Below are 17,886 nucleotides of genomic sequence, written 5' to 3' on the forward strand. Positions count from 1 at the left end.
AATAAAAATTGTTAAGGTTGAACTATTAACACTCGAATATGAAAATTACACATCTTTTAGGAATAGGGGGAGCATTGGCTCTTACTGTTTCAGCATGTACTACAAACCCAATTACGGGAAGATCTTCTTTGCAGCTGGCAAACAATTCTGAAATTATGACCATGTCTGCCCAGGAATACAGATCAACACTGGGAAAATCCAAAGTAGTTACAGGAACGGCAGATGCAAAAAGGGTAGTGAGTGTAGGATCCAGAATAAAATCTGCCGCAGAAAGATATTACCAGTCCATCGGACGTTCTGCAGATATTGCCAATTACAGCTGGGAGTTTAACCTTATACAGAGCAATGAGCTTAATGCATGGTGTATGCCCGGCGGAAAAGTAGCTGTATACACAGGAATTCTTCCCGTTACAAAAAATGAAAACGGACTTGCCGTAGTAATGGGGCATGAAGTTTCCCACGCACTGGCAGGACACGGAAATGAAAGGATTTCCCAGGCCATGGTTGCACAGTATGGCGGTGCCATTTTAGGCGGAAGTATTTCCAATGCACAGTGGGCAGGTGTTTTTGAAAAAGTGTATCCTATCGGATCACAGGTGGCCCTGTTGAAATACGGAAGAGGCCAGGAATCTGAAGCGGATAAAATGGGATTATACCTGATGGGAATGGCAGGATATGACCCGAGAGAAGCAATCCCGTTCTGGAGCAGAATGGAAGGTGCATCTAAAGGAGCTAGACAGCCGGAATTTTTATCTACCCACCCGAATCCTGAAACCAGGATTTCCGATATCAATAAAGACTTACCTAAAGCACTTGAATATTATAAAGCTGCAGGCGGAAGAATATAAATTTATAAATAATTTAAATCTTGAATGAAACCTTATTGAATTGTATTAAATTTGGTAAGGTTTTTTAATTTAATAACAGACAAACACCAAACACAACACTATGAAAAATTTAACCATTATCGGGCTTGTTCTTTTAGCACTGTCAATTCTTCTGTTTTATCTGACGGCAAATAATTTTACCATCAATGATCTGGGTATGCCTCATATTATGGGAATTCTGGGCGGCATCGGCATCGGTTTGATTATCGGCGGGATGGTAGGCTATGTAAGTAAAGGGAGTGCAATTAAGGAAGAGCAGAGAAGAAAAGAATTTGCACAGCTTCAGAAAGACAAGCAGGAGCTTGAAATTCAGACTGCCGAACTGGCAAGGCGTGAGCAGGAACTTCAAAACCAGAACAAAATACAAAATCCTCAAATCTGATGATCTGAGGATTTTATTCTATTTTGTATCTTTTATAAATTAAAATTTATATCCTACACCCACCATAAAGAGATTGGGTCTGTTGTCATATCTGATCTCTTCGCCTGAAACCCTGCTGATAAAGTTACGCGAATCTTTACTGAATGAACCTTCATACTTTGCATTCAGAATCAATTTTGAGATTTCAACTTGGGCACCAAACTGGTATCCTACGGTAAAATTATCCCTTGCATTTTCTCTGAAATCATTGAAGGTATCTTCCTTACTCAGGTTATAGCTCGCAACCGGACCAACGAAAACACCCACCAGGTTGCCAAAAAGATTATATCCTAAAAGTACGGGTACATCAATCCTGCTGCTCTTAATGTCAAAGGTAGTGTTGGCTGCAGTAAATTCATTTTTAAAGTTGGTATAATACACTTCGGGCATCAGGAAAAATGAAGTCGGTAATCCTACTTTTAAGGAAAGACCTACATTGAATCCTGCATTGTTTTTACCTTCGCCTTCAATGGCCTGATTCACGGTTCCTTTAATATTCTGCCAGGTAGGTGAACCTGTCGGGAATATGATATTTGCTTTTCCTGCCAGTGAAATCTGGGCAGATGCAAAGATAGAACCACCTATTAACGCGATACTAAGAATCTTTTTCATTATCTTCTAATTTAGTGATTGAATTATCAATAGTTTTATTATTCTCAAGCAGGTATTCTCTCAGTTCTTTAAATAATTCTGATGAATACACAAAATCGATAAGATTTTTATTGCCTGCAGTAATCAGGATATCTTTGTTGCCTTCCCATTCTTTAATACCCAGTCTCAGGTAAACAATTTTTTCACCAATCGTCATCACGGAGTTCATATCGTGCGTGTTGATGATGGTTGTCGTGTTGTATTCCTTTGTGATCTCCAACAGAAGGTCATCAATAACATTGGATGTATAAGGATCCAGCCCGGAATTGGGTTCATCACAGAACAGGTATTTAGGGTGGTTTACAATGGCTCTTGCAATGGCCACACGTTTCTGCATTCCTCCCGAAATTTCAGAAGGGAACTTCCGGTTGGCTTTATCTAAATGTACCCTTCCGATTACTTCAAAAACCCTTCTTTTCTTTTCCCTGAAAGTAAGGTTCGTGAACATATCCAGAGGAAACATAATGTTTTCTTCCACCGTTAAAGAGTCAAACAGTGCACTTCCCTGGAACAGGGTTCCTATTTCAGAACGGAGCTGCTGCTTTTCTTCGCGGTTCATTACATTAATGTCCCTGCCGTCAAAAAGGATCTCTCCGGATGAAGGCTGGTATACGTTAAGTAAACTTTTAAGAAAAACCGTTTTCCCCGAACCACTCTGCCCGATAATAAGGTTGACTTTTCCTTTTTCAAAAGTGGTTGAAATCCCTTTAAGCACTTCAACTTCATCAAAACTTTTTTTAAGATCTTTTACCTCAATCATCAGCTTAATATTAATTGGGTTAATAACAACTCAGAAAGGATAATAAATACCATCGTCCAGACTACGGCCTGAGTACTTGCCCTACCTACTTCCAAGGAACCTCCTTTTACATTATATCCGAAATAAGACGGAACCGTGGCAATAACAAAAGCGAAAACAATTGTTTTGGAAAATGCATAATAAATAAAAAGATTAGGCATATACATCTGAATACCGGTAATATAATCATTTGTAGTCCAGTTTCCTGTTAAAAGCCCGGCAATATAACCTCCCGAAATACCAAATACAATACTGATCGCAATCAGTAAAGGGTTAAAAATCATACAGGCGAGTATCTTGGGTAGTATCAGAAAGTTAGGCGAGTTTACACCCATAATGTCCAATGCATCGATCTGCTCGGAAACCCTCATGGTTCCGATACTGGATGCAATATAGGAACCCACTTTACCTGCCAGAATCAAACTGATAATCGTAGGTGCAAACTCCAGCACCAGAACGGCCTTTGTTGCGTATCCTACAAATGAAGTAGGTATCGGGAAATCGGATGCATCAAAGTTATTAAACATCTGAATGGCAACTACCGCTCCCACGAATATGGATGTGAAGATAACCAACCCAAAAGAGTTGACTCCCAAATCATTGATTTCTCTCATGAACAGCTTCCAGAAGACCCTCATTTTCTGAGGCTTCTGCATGGATTTACCCATAAGGATAATATATTCTCCTACTGCAGTAAAAAACTTTTTTAACATTCTGCTAAATTAGACTTTTTTTATTAATTTAAATGACAGAACAACAAGAGTGCCGAAAAGGATCTGGTGGAATGTATTTAAAATTAAACGTTGATTCAGTTAAGTGAAATTACTCATTTAATAAACCCTTATTTACAGATTTACTTTGCATTTTTATCTCCTGTGATTACCAGCAGGACCGTTTTAAGAATAATAACCAGGTCCAGCACGAAACTCCAGTTTCTTACATAGAAAGCATCTGCCAGAATCCTTTTATTCATTTCAATTTCAACATTTCCCGCATCGCCACGGAGTCCGTTTACCTGTGCCAGTCCGGTAATCCCGGGGCTTACCATACTCCGCAGGCTGTACCTTCCGATTTTCGGTTTGTAATAATTGTCCACAGCCAGCATATGCGGTCTTGGACCTACGATAGACATTTCACCTTTCAAAACATTGATAAACTGCGGCATTTCATCCAGGCTGGTCTTTCTTAAGAATTTACCGATTCTGGTAATCCTTGCATCATTTTCTTCAGTGGTTTTTGTTGAGGATTCATTATTCACAATCATCGTTCTGAATTTGATACAGTGAAAAACCTCTTCGTGAAAACCATATCTTTTCTGAATAAAAAATACAGGGCCTTTGGACGTGGCTCTGATTAACACGGCAATAATAGGAAACAGCCATGAGCAGATTCCTGCCAGAACAACGGCCGAAAATATAATATCGAAAGTTCTTTTTAATAAAAAATTAGAATAGTAGTCCAGAGGATATTTGGCCTGGTTCAAGACAGGCTGGGTCTGGATGTATCCCATATCATACAGGAAAAAATCACTTTGCGTAATGCTGGGAATTAACGAAATATGCACTTTATTGGCTTCCGCCAGCCTGAATATTTCTTTTTCCGTACGTTCCGTGTATGCATTCTCTATCGGGATAAATAAAGTATGGATGCCGTTCGTCTTCCAGAATTCTATCAGTTCGGCGGCATTAATTTCAGGGTTTTTATACTCAAAAATTTTATATCCGTAATCTTTCCTTGATTTTAAAATATTTTTCAGCACTTCCGTAGAGCTGTTTTCATTCAGGAACATGATATTCCTGTGATTAATCCCCAGGCTCCGGAAATATTTGATTCCGAAAAAGATCAGTGATTTGGCTAAAAAAATAAAAAAGAACAGGTAAAATGAAAGCCAGTAGATATCTGAATTAAAGAATACATTGTAGCTTACTTTCCCGATCAGCAGAAGACCGAAAATAAATATTAAGAAATGTACCAGGAGCCGTTCCAGAAAAAGGGTATAGGTGAGGTTTCTCGGAATATTGTAAATTTTTGTCCTGCCGCTCAGCAGCATCCAGAACAGGAACAGCAAAGCCAGAGAAAATGCATTCTGATACCAGGTTTCCGGGTTGTACTTTAAATCCTGGTTCCGGCTTAAAAAAAAGAATATAAAAATAAGTGCAATAACCAGCAGGTCAAGCAAAACAATGATCGATTTCAGGTATCTGGAGTATCGGATTCTCTGCATCTATGGATATTAGCGGTACAAAGGGCTAAGATATGTATTTTTACGGGATATTCAGGTATTTATGGGTCTGCACCGAGGCTCTCCATTTCGGGTGTGCCAGGATAAAATCTGTAATTTTCGGATACATCTCATCACGCTTGCTCCATTCGCTCTGAAGATACAGTGTGCAGTTTTCAGAAACTTTGGCGGCTTGCTCCTGAGCAAATGTAAAATCATTATTATTGAAAACGATCATTTTCAGCTCGTGAGCCTGCTGATAAATTTCTTCTTTGGGAAGGCCTGTTTTCTTGGGCGAAAGCGTAATCCAGTCAATCTGTCCGCTCAGCGGATAGGCTCCTGAAGTTTCAATATGAACTGTACATCCCAGTTCCTTTAATCTTGATGTTAAAATATCCAGGTTCCACATTAACGGTTCGCCACCTGTTAAAACAATTGTTTTACAGTGGCTTGCCGCCATTTCTGCAATTTCCTCTGCATTCATCAACGGATGTAAGGTCGGGTCCCAGCTTTCTTTTACATCACACCAGTGGCACCCGACATCGCATCCGCCCAGCCTGATGAAATAAGCTGCTTTTCCGGTATGTGCCCCTTCTCCCTGAAGAGTGTAAAAATGCTCCATTACAGGGAGCATTTTACCTTCTTTTAATAAAATATCTTCTTCTATTTTCATTATCAGTTTAGTCGTTATAGACTGAAGTCTTATAAGCAATGATGGTGTTTTTCATTAACATCGCTCTGGTCATAGGGCCAACACCTCCGGGAACCGGGGTAATCCAGCTTGCTTTGGCAGCACAGCTGTCAAAATCCACATCGCCGGCAAGGTAATATCCTTTCGGAGAATCGTTGTCTACCCGTGTAATTCCTACATCAACAATCACGGCTCCTTCTTTAATCATGTCACCTTTTAAAAAGTGAGGATCACCCAGTGCGGTAATCACGATGTCTGCTTTTTTAGTATATTCTTCAATGTCTTTCGTATAAGAATGTGTCAGAGTTACGGTAGAATTTCCCGGGAAATCTTTTCTTCCCATCAGGATGCTCATAGGCCTGCCTACGATTTTGCTTCTTCCGATGATCACACAGTCTTTACCTTTTGTTTCAATATTATATCTTTCCAGTAAAGTTAAAATCCCGAATGGCGTTGCCGGCAGGAAGGTATCCATTTCCAGTGCCATTCTCCCGAAGTTTTCAGGATGGAAGCCGTCAACATCTTTTCGTGGGTCAATAGCGTTAATGATTTTTTCCTGGTCGATCTGGTCCGGTAAGGGCAGCTGAACGATAAACCCGTCAACCGATTTGGATTTGTTCAGTTCGTCAATTTTTTCCAGTAACTCAGATTCAGAAACCGTGCTCGGAAATTTAATTAAACTGGATTGAAAGCCTACTTCTTCACAGTCTTTCACTTTAGAGTTTACATAAGCTTTGCTTGCCCCGTTATTCCCCACAAGGATAGCCACAAGATGCGGTGCTCTTCTTTTTCCGGCAAGAATTTTGTCAACCTCAACCTTGATTTCTGCTTTTATTTCTTTGGATATTTTTAATCCGTCAAGAATTTCTGCCATTTTTACTTTATTACTTTTTTATTATTAGATTTTTAAGGATATTTTTCCGGATTTTGATGGGTGCAGAATACAGAAAGCACAAAAACTTTCTTTGCCGTTTCATCTACCCTAAACAGAATAATGTAAGGATACTTTGAAAATGGCAATATTCTTACGTTATAATATTTTTTCTCAAAAAAAGGATTCTGCCGAATTTTTCTGTAAGAATCCGATAGTTGCTTCTTAAATGATTTTGCGGCTGATTTTGAAAATCTACTGTAATAGTAAAAGGCATCACTGATTTCAATTTCTGCTTTTGGAGACAAAACAATTTTATATGCCATATTTCTCAGAAACCTTCTTTAAAGATTCTTCGGCATCTACATACATGTTTTCATCTTCCATTAATCTTTCGTCAATTACCTTTCTGATCTCATCTGTCAGTTCAAAATCATCCTCATTTTTTTCAAAACTGATTTTCATTTTTTTCAAAAAAGTTTCCACAAAGGTCTCTTCTTCCTTATTGTTCAGGTTAATGATAATCTGTGTCATATCTTTATTTTTAATCAAAATTAATGAAAATCTTCAACAGTTATTTGTTTGATTTATAATAATTAATCAACCCGTTTGTTGAACTGTCATGAGAACTGACAGCCTCATTGTTTTCAAGTTCCGGTAAAATTTTATTCGCTAACACTTTCCCCAGTTCCACTCCGAACTGATCAAAGCTGAAGATATTCCAGATCACCCCCTGAACGAAAATCTTATGCTCATACAGGGCAATCAGCTGTCCCAAAGAAAACGGGGTAAGTTCTTTGAACATCATAGAGTTCGTCGGAGTATTTCCGTGGAATACTTTATAGTTTAACACGAAATCTATTTCTTCATCAGACTTCCCTGAATTTTTTAATTCTTCTTCTACTTCCTCTTCTGTTTTTCCGAAAGCCAGTGCCTCCGTCTGGGCAAAAAAGTTAGCCAGTAATTTATCCTGGTGATCAGAAACCCTGTTCGGGCTCTTTGCATACGCGATGAAATCTGCAGGAATCAACTCTGTTCCCTGGTGGATCAGCTGATAGAAAGCGTGTTGCCCGTTGGTTCCCGGTTCTCCCCAGATAATCGGTCCGGTTTCATATTCTACAAACTCACCGCTTCTGTCCACGCATTTTCCGTTACTTTCCATATCTCCCTGCTGAAGATAGGCTGCGAAACGGTCTAGATATTGCGAATAAGGAAGGATGGCATAACTTGTAGCCGCATAAAAATTACGGTACCAGATTCCTAAAAGTCCCATTAAAACAGGAATGTTCTCAGTAAAATCTGCAGTCTGGAAATGCTGGTCTGTATCATGGGCACCTTTCAGCAGCTGTTCAAAATTTTCATAGCCTACTGCAAGCACGATGCTTAAGCCGATCGCACTCCAAAGCGAATATCTTCCGCCAACCCAGTCCCAGAATTCAAAAATATTCTCTTCTGCAATTCCGAAATCCTTAACCGCCTGAACATTGGTTGATAAAGCAACAAAGTGCTTAGCTACGTGTTCCTGCTTCCCTGCCTGTAAGAACCAGTCTTTTGCCGAATTGGCATTAGTCATGGTTTCCTGAGTGGTAAACGTTTTGGAAGCAATGATAAAGAGGGTAGTTTCAGGGTTCAGGTTTTTCACCACTTCCGCCAGGTGATTCCCGTCTACATTGGATACAAAATGAACGTTTAACCTCGTTTTAAAATGCTTTAAAGCAGATACCACCATCACCGGCCCCAGATCTGACCCTCCGATCCCGATATTTACGACATCCGTAATTTCTTTTCCGCTGAAGCCTTTATGATTTCCTGAAATAATATTTTCGGAAAAAGATTTCATATGCTCAAGGACTCTTTTAATCTGAGGCTTTATATTTTCGCCGTCAACTAAAATCTCCTTACCTGAAAAATCCCTCAAAGCCGTATGCAGAACTGCTCTTCCCTCTGTCTCGTTGATTTTGTCTCCTGAAAACATTTTGGAAATCGCGTCCTTCAGCTGGCATTCTTCTGCGAGGTTCAGTAAAAGTTCTTTCGTTCTTGTATCAATCAGGTTTTTGGAATAATCAAAAAGGAAATTATCTTTTTTAACTGAAAATTCTTCAAAACGGTTTGGGTTATAGGCAAAAAGGCTTCTTAAATCGAAATCGTTATTACCGAAATGTTCATCAAGGGCTTTCCAGCTATTGGTCTGGGTAGGATTTATTTTTGACAGCATATGTTAGAATTAAGGTGTGACTTCGGATATGGCTTATTGAATGCCAAATCCTCCTGTAAAATTACTGATTGCAAATTTAAGGAATTTTACGCCAATGATGTTAATTGAGAATTAAAAATCGACCTGCGGATTCAGATTCGATAAAAAAGTTTTATGATTATGCAGTTGTCGGGGCCTATCATTTATAATGAAACAAAAACTCCGGAGATCCGGAGTTTCAAACGTGGTAATATAGGGACAGCCGTAAGGCCGGACTTCTAAATTTCCGTTGTGTTCTGCTGTTTTTCAGCAGGTTTCCTTTTTCTCAGAAAAAATACAACGGCTGTTGCAATCAGTAGAAGCGGCCAGATGGTAATCAGTGCAATAAAAATCTTTTGAATTAAATAAAATCCATCCACAAAAGCCGACTTTGCACTGTACAGAAAATCAGATTTGTATTGATCATCAATGTTTTTCGTATTGGTAACAGGAATCGCCGCGCTGCGGATCTTCGGTTCTTTGATATAGATGTCAACTGTGCTGTATTTTAGATGATCTGCGATATTCATGGTTTCCAGCTGCTGCTGATTGCCTTCTTTCATGTTACTGTTGCCCATGTTTACTTTGTCTTTATGGGTGTTCATCTGCGCAATCTGGTCAGCAGTCTTTTTATTTCTCCTGCTTTCAAGTTCAGCATATTTTATATTGGATGTCACATCTTCGGCATTGATGACCCTGGAATTGAGGAAAAGTTTTTTATCATTGATTAAAGTTAAAAACGGTCCCAGTTTATCAGTAGGAATCCTGACCTGCATGGTGTTTTCAGTCTGGTATTTTTTCACCAGCACTGCGTTTTCGTTTGAAGTATTGTAGGTATCTTCGGAAACAACATTACTGTGCAGGTTGCTGTGCGTAACAAATCCTCCCAGGTCCTGAACCGATTTTTCAATGGAAATGGTCGTATCATAAACATCCTTCACTTCCATGTTAACTTCTGCCGTCTTAATAAACTGTTTATCTTTCATTTCCATGGTAGCAGCAGAAGAAATACTGTCGGAAGCAATGGATGCTGAAGAATCTAGGGTGGAATAAGTCTTAAGCTCCTGTGATGAAGCTTCTCCTTTTTTACAGGAGCAGAGTGCAAGTAAAATTGCAGTTGTGATTGATAATCTGTAAGTGGTTTTCATATACGGGTATTTATTGGTTTATGTTAATATGCTGACGGCATTTTCAATAGGGTCGATTTTTATTGTTTTGCTTATTCAAAGTTCAGACGGAATTGCTTGTAAAGTTTGAAAATCAGAGGTAAAATCTTGTAAAGGGAAATTCTGTTTTAAAGGTTTTAAAATCAATATTTTGTAAAACAAATTAAGCTGGCGGTACTTGTTTTTAGATTAATTTTTGCTAACTTTTACCAGTCAAACACAATACATTACTATGTCAGATACTTTTTCCAAAATCAGAAATGCAGTAGAATTGTTCAGGTCAATAGACTTTGATCAGCTGGGTGAAATCTCGCAGAAAGTAAATCTTCCGAAGCTGATGGAAAATTTTTCCAAGCTGGATGATAAACAGCTAAAGGATATGATGAAGATGCTGGATCCGGACCGGAAGAAGAAAGAGCTTCCTCCGATTGACGGCGATTTCTATGATATTTACCATACCCTTTCACCGGAACAGCGCGAAATTCAGCTCAAAGTAAGGGAGTTCATGGAAAAAGAAGTGAAGCCCCTGGTGAATCATTACTGGCTCAGAGATGAGTTTCCGCATGAATTAATCCCGAAGTTTCAGAAACTTAATATCTGCGGGGTCACCTATGAAGGATACGGATGCCCGGGAATGCCTTTTCTGATGGAAGGGGTGATCGCCATGGAAATGGCGAGGATTGATGCTTCCATCGCTACATTCTTCGGCGTGCAGTCGGGGCTGGCCATGGGCTCCATTTATATCTGCGGTTCAGAAGAGCAAAAACAGAAATGGCTGCCCCAGATGCAGAAGTTTGAAAAAATCGGGGCATTTGGCCTTACAGAACCTGAAGTGGGTTCCGGAGCGGCAGGAGGATTAACGGTAACCTGTAAGAAAACACCTGAAGGATGGGTTTTGAACGGACAGAAAAAATGGATTGGAAATGCAACATTTGCTGACTTGGTGATTATCTGGGCGAGAGATCTGGATGACGGTGAAGTAAAAGGATTTATTGTAGAAAAAGATAACCCCGGATATTCCGTTGAAAAAATTAAAGGTAAGATGGCGCTGAGAATTGTTCAGAATGGCTTGATTACCCTAAAAGACTGTCTGGTAACTGAGGAAAACAGGCTTCAGAATGCCAATTCATTTAAGGATACGGGAAAGGTTTTGAGAATGACCAGGGCTGGAGTAGCCTGGATGGCAACCGGCTGTGCGAGAGGAGCCTATGAAAGCGCTTTGGATTATACAAGAAAAAGGGAACAGTTCGGAAAACCGATTGCTTCTTTCCAGATGATCCAGGGGCATTTGGTAGAAATGTTATCTAATCTCACCGCTATGCAGACCATGGTTTTCAGGCTGTCTGAAATGCAGGATGAAGGTATTTTAAAAGATGAACATGCTTCTTTAGCGAAAGTATTCTGTACCATGAGAACACGGGATATTGTTTCCAGGGCCCGGGAAGTTCTGGGAGGCAACGGGATTCTTCTAGAGTATGATGTGGCAAGGTTCGTTGCCGATGCCGAAGCTATTTATTCATATGAAGGAACCAAAGAAATCAATTCACTGATTGTCGGAAGGTCAATTACGGGGTTCAGTGCTTTTGTATAGTCTGTAAATAAGACATTCGAGAATTTAGCAGCTATATTTGTATTATAAAAAAATCAAGAGCCTTCATATTGAAGGCTCTTGTCATAAAATTCTTTTAGTAGTTTTTTCTGTTCTGATAATCAGTCCATTTCTTTCAGCGTAATGCTTTTTGATAGTTTGTAACTTTTCTTTTTTTGATCAGGTTTTCCCTCTTCACCCAGCAGTTTTCCCCAAGGCTGTAAGCCTTCCACTCTTTCAAAAATAATTTTAATGATCGCAATGGCCGGTATGCATAAAAACATACCTGCAATGCCCCACAGATGCTCTCCGATAATAATCCCTATAAAAGAAAACAAAGCATTGATCTTTACTTTTGAACCTACTACAAATGGAAGGATAATGTTCCCGTCAATAATATGCACTCCGATGTAACCGATAAGAACATAAATACATGTTGACGGAGTAGCCGTAGCAAAAGCGATGAAGCATGAGATTAAAAGCGCAATACAGATTCCCAGATACGGAATAACATTCAGCAAGCCTGTTAAAACACCTAACAGAATCGCATATTTTACTCCTAAAACGGTAAGAACAATAGAAGTAAGAACTGAAACAATTAAAACCTGAAGACAGAGCCCGACAATATATTTTTTAGTCATGATCCTCACCTCAAGCACCACTTCCTGAACACTTGCTTTGTGCTTTTCGCTAAAAACGGTTACAATAAAATTATTCAGAACCCTTCTGTAATTCAGGATAAAAATAAAGAACAGGATAAAGAAAACAATAAAACCAAGGCCTGTTGAAAAAAGCCCGAAGGTAAAACCTAAAATCACGCCTGAAGAAGAAAGGAGCTTACTTAATCCCTGATCCAGGTAGGTCAGCTGTTCATCTATTTTTACATGAAATGTTTTAGAAACCCAATGCTGCAGATCATTAAAAACAGAGGTAAACTGTACCCTGAGATGCGGAATATCTTTACTGAAATCAGAGAGCTGGGATCCGAAGAAATAAACCATGCCTGTTAAAATCATCAGCATAATCAGCACCGAAGTGATGGTAGATACCGATCTTGAAAACCGCAGTCTTTTTTCCATGAAAGTAGCAGCAGGTAAAAAAAGCATGGCCATTAAGAAAGCGAGGAAAAAGGGAGCTAAAATGCTTTGTCCCAATGCTAATAAATAGCCAATTCCGATAATTGAGATAATGACAAGGGTAAGCTTGACAAGAAAAGGAAGCCGAAGTAGATTCATAAGTTCAATATTCTGTAAAAATAATAAAACCCTTCGAAAAAAGATTGAGATCGATCAGCCGGATTCTTTCAGGAGACTAGAAAATTCCATGCCACATTTTTAAAGATAAAAGTAGGTGGGACATAAATAAAAACACGCCCCAGATCTGAGGCGTGTTTTATTGGTGATGATAAATTATTATCAGTTATTTTTCAAGAGCCAGTTCAAGGACTTCATTCATCCAGCTGACATAATGAACATTAAGATCTTTCAAATAATCTTTTTTAATTTCTTCAACATCTTTTCTGTTGGCTTCACAAAGGATAACCTCTTTGATTCCCGCCCTTGTTGCAGCCAGAAGCTTTTCCTTAATTCCGCCTACAGGAAGTACTTTCCCTCGCAGGGTAATTTCACCCGTCATGGCAAGATGAGGTTTTACTTTTTTATTCTTGAATGAAGAAACCATTGAGGTAAGCATGGCAATACCTGCAGACGGTCCGTCTTTCGGTGTTGCACCTTCAGGGACGTGAACGTGGATGTTTTTCTTTTCAATATCATCCTGCGTAAGGCCCAGTTCATCGTGTTTCGCTTTAATATATTCCAGCGCAATGGTTGCAGACTCTTTCATCACCGTTCCCAGATTACCGGTCATGGTCAATGCCCCTTTTCCGTTACTGATGATGCTTTCGATGAATAAAATATCTCCGCCCACACTTGTCCATGCAAGACCTGTTACCACTCCGGGAACATCCGTAAGCTCAGAAAGACTTTTCGGTCTCGGAACCCCGAGGATTTCATCAATTTTCCCGATTGATATTTTCGGGTCATATTCTTTTACCAGAGCAGTCTGTAAAGCGACCCACCGGGCTACTGCAGCAATTCTCTTTTCTAGAGTTCTTACCCCGCTTTCGGAAGTATGTGCTTCTATGATATGTTTTAATTCGGCATTCCCGAGCTTAAATGATTTTGCATCCAGACCGTTTTCTTCCTGCTGTTTTTTTATCAGGTGCCTTTTGGCGATTTCACTTTTTTCCTCTAAAGTATATCCTGAAATCTGAATGATCTCCATCCTGTCCAGTAAAGGAGTCTGAATGGTTGACAATGAATTGGCTGTTGCGATAAACATTACTTTAGACAGATCATAACCCATTTCAAGGAAATTATCGTAAAAAGACTTGTTCTGTTCAGGATCCAGAACTTCAAGAAGGGCAGAGCTCGGGTCTCCGTGCATTCCTTTTCCTACCTTATCGATCTCATCCAGGACAATTACCGGATTGGAGGTGCCGGATTTCTTAATGGACTGAAGAATCCTTCCCGCCATGGCTCCGATGTAGGTTTTCCTGTGGCCGCGTATTTCACTTTCGTCATGAAGCCCGCCTAAAGAAACACGGACATATTTTCTTCCCAGTGCATCGGCAACAGATTTTCCTAGCGAGGTTTTCCCCACGCCCGGAGGTCCTACCAATAAAAGAATAGGGGATTTCATGTTGTTTTTCAGCTTCAAAACCGCCATATGCTCCAGAATCCTTTTCTTGATATCTTCTAACCCGAAATGAGCCTTGTCCAGTATCCGCTGGGCTTTTTCAATGTCGAAAGTATCTTTGGTAAAAGTATCCCATGGTAAATCCGTGAAAAAATCCAGGTAGTTTCTCTGGACATTGTAATCAGGAGAATTGGGGTTCTGGCGCTGCAGCCTGTTGATTTCCTTCTGGAAATGCTCTTCTACTTCTTCATTCCATTTTTTCTTTCTTGCCTTGAGAATCAGTTCCTCCACATCATTTTCCGGTCCGCCTCCCAGTTCTTCCTGGATAGTTCTGATCTGCTGGTTCAGGAAATATTCCCTCTGCTGCTTATCAAGATCCTTTGAGGTTTTCTGATGAATCTGATTTCTCAGCTCAAGTTTCCTGAAATCTTCATGCATCATTTCATAGCATTTATTAGCCCTCTCCATTAAATTTTTCTCTTCCAGCAGTTTCTGCTTTTCAGAGGATGGAAAATTGGCATTCGTACAGATGAAATTCAGCAGGTCATCGTTATTATTGATGTTTTTTATCGCAAAATTAGCTGCATTCGGGATGTTGGGGTCAAGCTCAATGATTTTTAAAGCCAGATCCTTTACGTTTTCCAGCAAGGCTTCATATTCTTCCTGGTTTTTCGGCTTTCCGTCTTTTAATTTTGAAATCTCAGCTTTAAAATAAGGCTGTGTTTCAATAATTTTTTTAACCTTAAAGCGGTGAAACCCTTTGGTAATGGCTGTAATATTGCCTTCTGGGAGCTTAATGATTTTGATGATTTTTGCCAGTGTGCCGATCTGGTACATATCTTTTTCTGCCGGTTGCTCAAGGTCTGAGCTTTTCTGGCTTACAATTCCTATCAGGTCGCCGTTTTTCTGGGCTTCTTCCAGAAGCTGGATGGATGTTTTTCTTCCTGCGGTAATAGGCATGACCACATTGGGGAACATCACCATATTTCTTACAGGCAGGATCGGGAATATCTTTTGTCCGGAATTTTTCTCTGTTTCAGAAAGGTCAGAAAGACTGATTTCTTCCGCTACAATATCAAATCCGTCGCTTATCATCTCTTCTAAACTAATATCTTCAAATTCTGTCATAGTTAATCGAATGACAAATTGTCATTACCGTTTTAATTCGTTAACGTGAAATTTCATCATATGTTTTATAATAAGGGGAACATATCATGGGGGCTAAAGTTGCACAAGACTTATGCCATTTGTTTTTCTGCAAAAAATATGGTCAAAATTTCCTTTTTTTCAAGTTTTGAATTTTAAAAAATTAAAAAAAGGACTTGGATTTCCGTAATTTCTTAAAAATGTGTATTTTCGCACACTGATAAAAAACTATAATTTATATAATGGCAATTTTAGGACAAATTAGGAGTAGGCCCTGGCTTTTGATGGGAGTAATTGCACTGGCGCTTTTGGCGTTCCTTGTAAACCCCGAAAGTATCGATAAGGTTTTTGGTAAAAATCCTGATGTTTTAGGAAAAGTGAATGGTGAGAAAATTACCCGTGAGGAGTTTAATGACCAGCTTTTCGTATTACAGCAACAGGCAGACCAGCAGGGTCAGCCGAAAACAGGGCTTGAAGAACAGGCCTGGCAGTTGCTTGTGCAGTCTAAACTGATCAAGCAGCAATTTGAAAAAATGGGCTTCGAAATGACGGAGGATTATTTCTGGAATCAGCTTCAGTATGATCAGATGTTTGCTCAGCAGAAGCAGTTTTTCGACGAAAAAGGCAATTTCAAAACTCAGGAGCTTAAAAAACAGATAGAGGAAATGAAGGCAGCTTCGCCGGAAGGGTACAACCAATGGCTGAAAACCAGAAAATCAATCGAATACAGATTGATGGCAAGACAGGTATTTGCCAATATTTCTATAGGGATCACTACCGGTAAAAAAGAAGCTGAAGAATTAATGAAGCAGAGAGATCAGCTGGCGGATATCGATTTTGTAAAAATTGATTATGCAGCTTACCTTCAGAAAAACAATATCAAAGTAACCACTGAAGATCTGGCAAACTATATCAAGCAGCATCCGGTAATGTTCAAAGCGGAAGCGAGCAGGAATATTGGAGTGGTTTATTTCCCATCTCAGCCGAGTGCAGCAGATGATGCAGCAGCTCAGAAAGAAATCAACAAACTGTTTTCAGGAGGAACTGATGCCAGCGGCGGGACAGAAAATTTCCAGAATACCAAAAACGACTCTATGTTCGTAATGGCCAATTCTGATATGCCTTTCAACGCACAGTACATGAGTCCGGGCCAATTGCCACAGACCATCCAGGCGCAGGTTCCGACTGCCGCTGTAGGACAGGTTTTCGGGCCTTACAAAGAACAGAACTTCTATGTGGTTTCTAAGCTTTTGGATAAAAAGACTTCAGATTCTACATTGTCAAGACATATTCTGATTGCCTTTAAAGGCAGCCCTGCAGGAGAAGGGGTTACAAGGTCTAAAGAAGCCGCTAAAAAACTTGCGGATTCTATCGGAGCTGCTGTAAAAGCCAATCCTGCTAAATTCACAGAGTTCCTTAAATTATCAAATGACCCAAGTTCTGCTGCACAGGGCGGAAGCTTAGGATGGACAACCCCGGAAACACCTTTTGTTCCTGAATTCTTAACGTATCTGGCAAACAATCCTAAAGGAGCGACAGGCGTAGTGGAAACTCAGTTCGGTTACCACATCATCAATATTGAAGATAAAAAAGCCGGAGCCATGAGCTATAAAGTGGCCAACTTGGTAAAAGCGGTGAAGCCGTCTGATGCTACGGAAGCTGAAACGGATAAAAAAGCAAGACGTTTTATCCAGCAGGTTCAGGGGAAATCTTTCAACGATTTCGTGAACATTGCTAAAAAAGGAAACTACCAGTTCTCTAATCCTAAGCAGGCGAAGAGATTCGACGGACAGATTCAGGGATTGGGGACAGAAAAAGACGGGGAAATCTTAGCCTGGGCTTTTGATAAGAAAAGAGAAAAAGGAGATACCGAATTCTTTACGGTTGAAGGTACGGGAGATAAAATTGTAGTTTACCTGAACGGTAAGCAGGAGAAAGGAAGTGCAGATCCTGAATCGGTAAGAGATCAGATCGAAATTGTGGTTAAGAATAAACTTGCCGCAAAACAGATTACTGAAAAAATCGGTAAAGCAGGCAGCCTTGATCAGATTGCCAAGCAGTTCGCCACCACAAAACAGTCGGCACAGGTTAACTTATTGAATCCTTCAGTGGCAGGCGCAATGGAGCCGAAAGTTGCAGGTGCAGCATTCGGGGTTCAGAAAGGCAAGCTTTCCAATCCTGTTGAAGGCGGAACCGGTGTTTACGTACTGATCAAAAAGAATGAAACAATAAACAAACAGCCTGGAGACCTTAAACAGTTCACGGAATCTGTTACCCAGAGAAACGGAGGAATGTTCGGACAGGCCTGGTTGAAGAGCTTACAGGATAATTCTGATATTGATGACTACAGAATTGAGATCTGGAATAAAGCAGGTGCTCAGCAACAATAAAAGATTATTTTTAATAAAGATAAAAAGCGGCAAAGTTTTTGCCGCTTTTTTTGTGTTTAACACAGAGCATTACAAAAAAACATTAATTTAAATGTAGTATATTTGCTCACTAGAAAAATTTAGCA

The 17,886-nt window shown here is 39.8% G+C and carries 16 protein-coding genes; 4 read left to right on the top strand and 12 right to left on the bottom strand.

All coding sequences use genetic code 11. The features are described from left to right. Positions 1-38: 38 nt before the first annotated feature. Together ASE55_RS01210 and ASE55_RS01215 are read left to right on the top strand one after the other, a co-directional pair. Entirely contained in the window at positions 39-848 is an 810-nt protein-coding gene (locus tag ASE55_RS01210) for a M48 family metallopeptidase (RefSeq protein ID WP_056214381.1), read from the top strand. A 100-nt stretch (positions 849-948) separates the two neighbouring features. After that, entirely contained in the window at positions 949-1,269 is a 321-nt protein-coding gene (locus ASE55_RS01215) for a hypothetical protein (RefSeq protein WP_056214384.1), read from the top strand. A 39-nt stretch (positions 1,270-1,308) separates the two neighbouring features. On the opposite strand, the gene ASE55_RS01220 is transcribed toward ASE55_RS01215, so the two are convergent. The 10 genes from ASE55_RS01220 to ASE55_RS01265 form a co-directional block, all read right to left on the bottom strand. Beyond that, positions 1,309-1,920 carry an outer membrane beta-barrel protein gene (locus tag ASE55_RS01220; RefSeq protein ID WP_056214387.1) on the bottom strand — a complete coding sequence of 204 codons (612 nt, stop codon included), beginning with the start codon at positions 1,918-1,920 and terminating at the stop codon, positions 1,309-1,311. Further along, the gene (locus tag ASE55_RS01225) at positions 1,904-2,719 is read right to left on the bottom strand and encodes an ABC transporter ATP-binding protein (protein WP_056214390.1); all 816 of its coding nucleotides are present in this window, start codon (positions 2,717-2,719) and stop codon (positions 1,904-1,906) included. Before ASE55_RS01225 ends, ASE55_RS01220 begins: the two co-directional genes overlap by 17 nt. After that, a complete protein-coding gene (locus ASE55_RS01230) occupies positions 2,719-3,471 on the bottom strand; it encodes an MlaE family ABC transporter permease (protein ID WP_056214393.1) in 753 nt (250 codons plus the stop codon). Before ASE55_RS01230 ends, ASE55_RS01225 begins: the two co-directional genes overlap by 1 nt. Positions 3,472-3,611: 140 nt before the next feature. Next, positions 3,612-4,982 (bottom strand): exopolysaccharide biosynthesis polyprenyl glycosylphosphotransferase, encoded by a 1,371-nt coding sequence (locus tag ASE55_RS01235; RefSeq protein WP_056214396.1) that lies wholly within the window; start codon positions 4,980-4,982, stop codon positions 3,612-3,614. Between the two features lie 40 nt (positions 4,983-5,022). Further along, entirely contained in the window at positions 5,023-5,652 is a 630-nt protein-coding gene (locus ASE55_RS01240; RefSeq protein ID WP_056214398.1) for a 7-carboxy-7-deazaguanine synthase QueE, read from the bottom strand. Between the two features lie 7 nt (positions 5,653-5,659). Then, positions 5,660-6,544, bottom strand: a complete 885-nt coding sequence (locus ASE55_RS01245) for a bifunctional 5,10-methylenetetrahydrofolate dehydrogenase/5,10-methenyltetrahydrofolate cyclohydrolase (RefSeq protein WP_056214401.1) — start codon at positions 6,542-6,544, stop codon at positions 5,660-5,662. A 32-nt stretch (positions 6,545-6,576) separates the two neighbouring features. Beyond that, positions 6,577-6,867: a type II toxin-antitoxin system RelE/ParE family toxin gene (locus ASE55_RS01250; RefSeq protein ID WP_056214404.1), complete on the bottom strand. Its 291-nt coding sequence runs from the start codon at positions 6,865-6,867 to the stop codon at positions 6,577-6,579. After that, on the bottom strand, positions 6,857-7,075 hold the full coding sequence (locus ASE55_RS01255) for a hypothetical protein (RefSeq protein ID WP_056214406.1): 219 nt from the start codon (positions 7,073-7,075) through the stop codon (positions 6,857-6,859). Before ASE55_RS01255 ends, ASE55_RS01250 begins: the two co-directional genes overlap by 11 nt. Positions 7,076-7,115: 40 nt before the next feature. Further along, the gene (gene pgi, locus ASE55_RS01260) at positions 7,116-8,756 is read right to left on the bottom strand and encodes a glucose-6-phosphate isomerase (RefSeq protein ID WP_056214409.1); all 1,641 of its coding nucleotides are present in this window, start codon (positions 8,754-8,756) and stop codon (positions 7,116-7,118) included. Positions 8,757-9,013: 257 nt separating this feature from the next. Beyond that, positions 9,014-9,922 (bottom strand): DUF4349 domain-containing protein, encoded by a 909-nt coding sequence (locus ASE55_RS01265; RefSeq protein WP_056214412.1) that lies wholly within the window; start codon positions 9,920-9,922, stop codon positions 9,014-9,016. 250 nt (positions 9,923-10,172) lie between these two features. Between ASE55_RS01265 and ASE55_RS01270 the strand changes: the two genes are divergently transcribed. After that, positions 10,173-11,531 (top strand): acyl-CoA dehydrogenase family protein, encoded by a 1,359-nt coding sequence (locus ASE55_RS01270; protein ID WP_056214415.1) that lies wholly within the window; start codon positions 10,173-10,175, stop codon positions 11,529-11,531. A 119-nt stretch (positions 11,532-11,650) separates the two neighbouring features. On the opposite strand, the gene ASE55_RS01275 is transcribed toward ASE55_RS01270, so the two are convergent. Together ASE55_RS01275 and lon are read right to left on the bottom strand one after the other, a co-directional pair. Continuing rightward, entirely contained in the window at positions 11,651-12,763 is a 1,113-nt protein-coding gene (locus ASE55_RS01275; protein ID WP_056214418.1) for an AI-2E family transporter, read from the bottom strand. A gap of 184 nt (positions 12,764-12,947) precedes the next feature. After that, positions 12,948-15,353 carry an endopeptidase La gene (gene lon, locus ASE55_RS01280; RefSeq protein WP_056214420.1) on the bottom strand — a complete coding sequence of 802 codons (2,406 nt, stop codon included), beginning with the start codon at positions 15,351-15,353 and terminating at the stop codon, positions 12,948-12,950. 260 nt (positions 15,354-15,613) lie between these two features. Here lon and ASE55_RS01285 point away from each other — a divergent pair, with 260 nt between their 5' ends. Continuing rightward, entirely contained in the window at positions 15,614-17,761 is a 2,148-nt protein-coding gene (locus ASE55_RS01285) for a peptidylprolyl isomerase (protein ID WP_056214422.1), read from the top strand. Positions 17,762-17,886 lie beyond the last annotated feature (125 nt).

Source organism: Chryseobacterium sp. Leaf201, from assembly GCF_001421435.1.
Classification (GTDB): domain Bacteria; phylum Bacteroidota; class Bacteroidia; order Flavobacteriales; family Weeksellaceae; genus Chryseobacterium.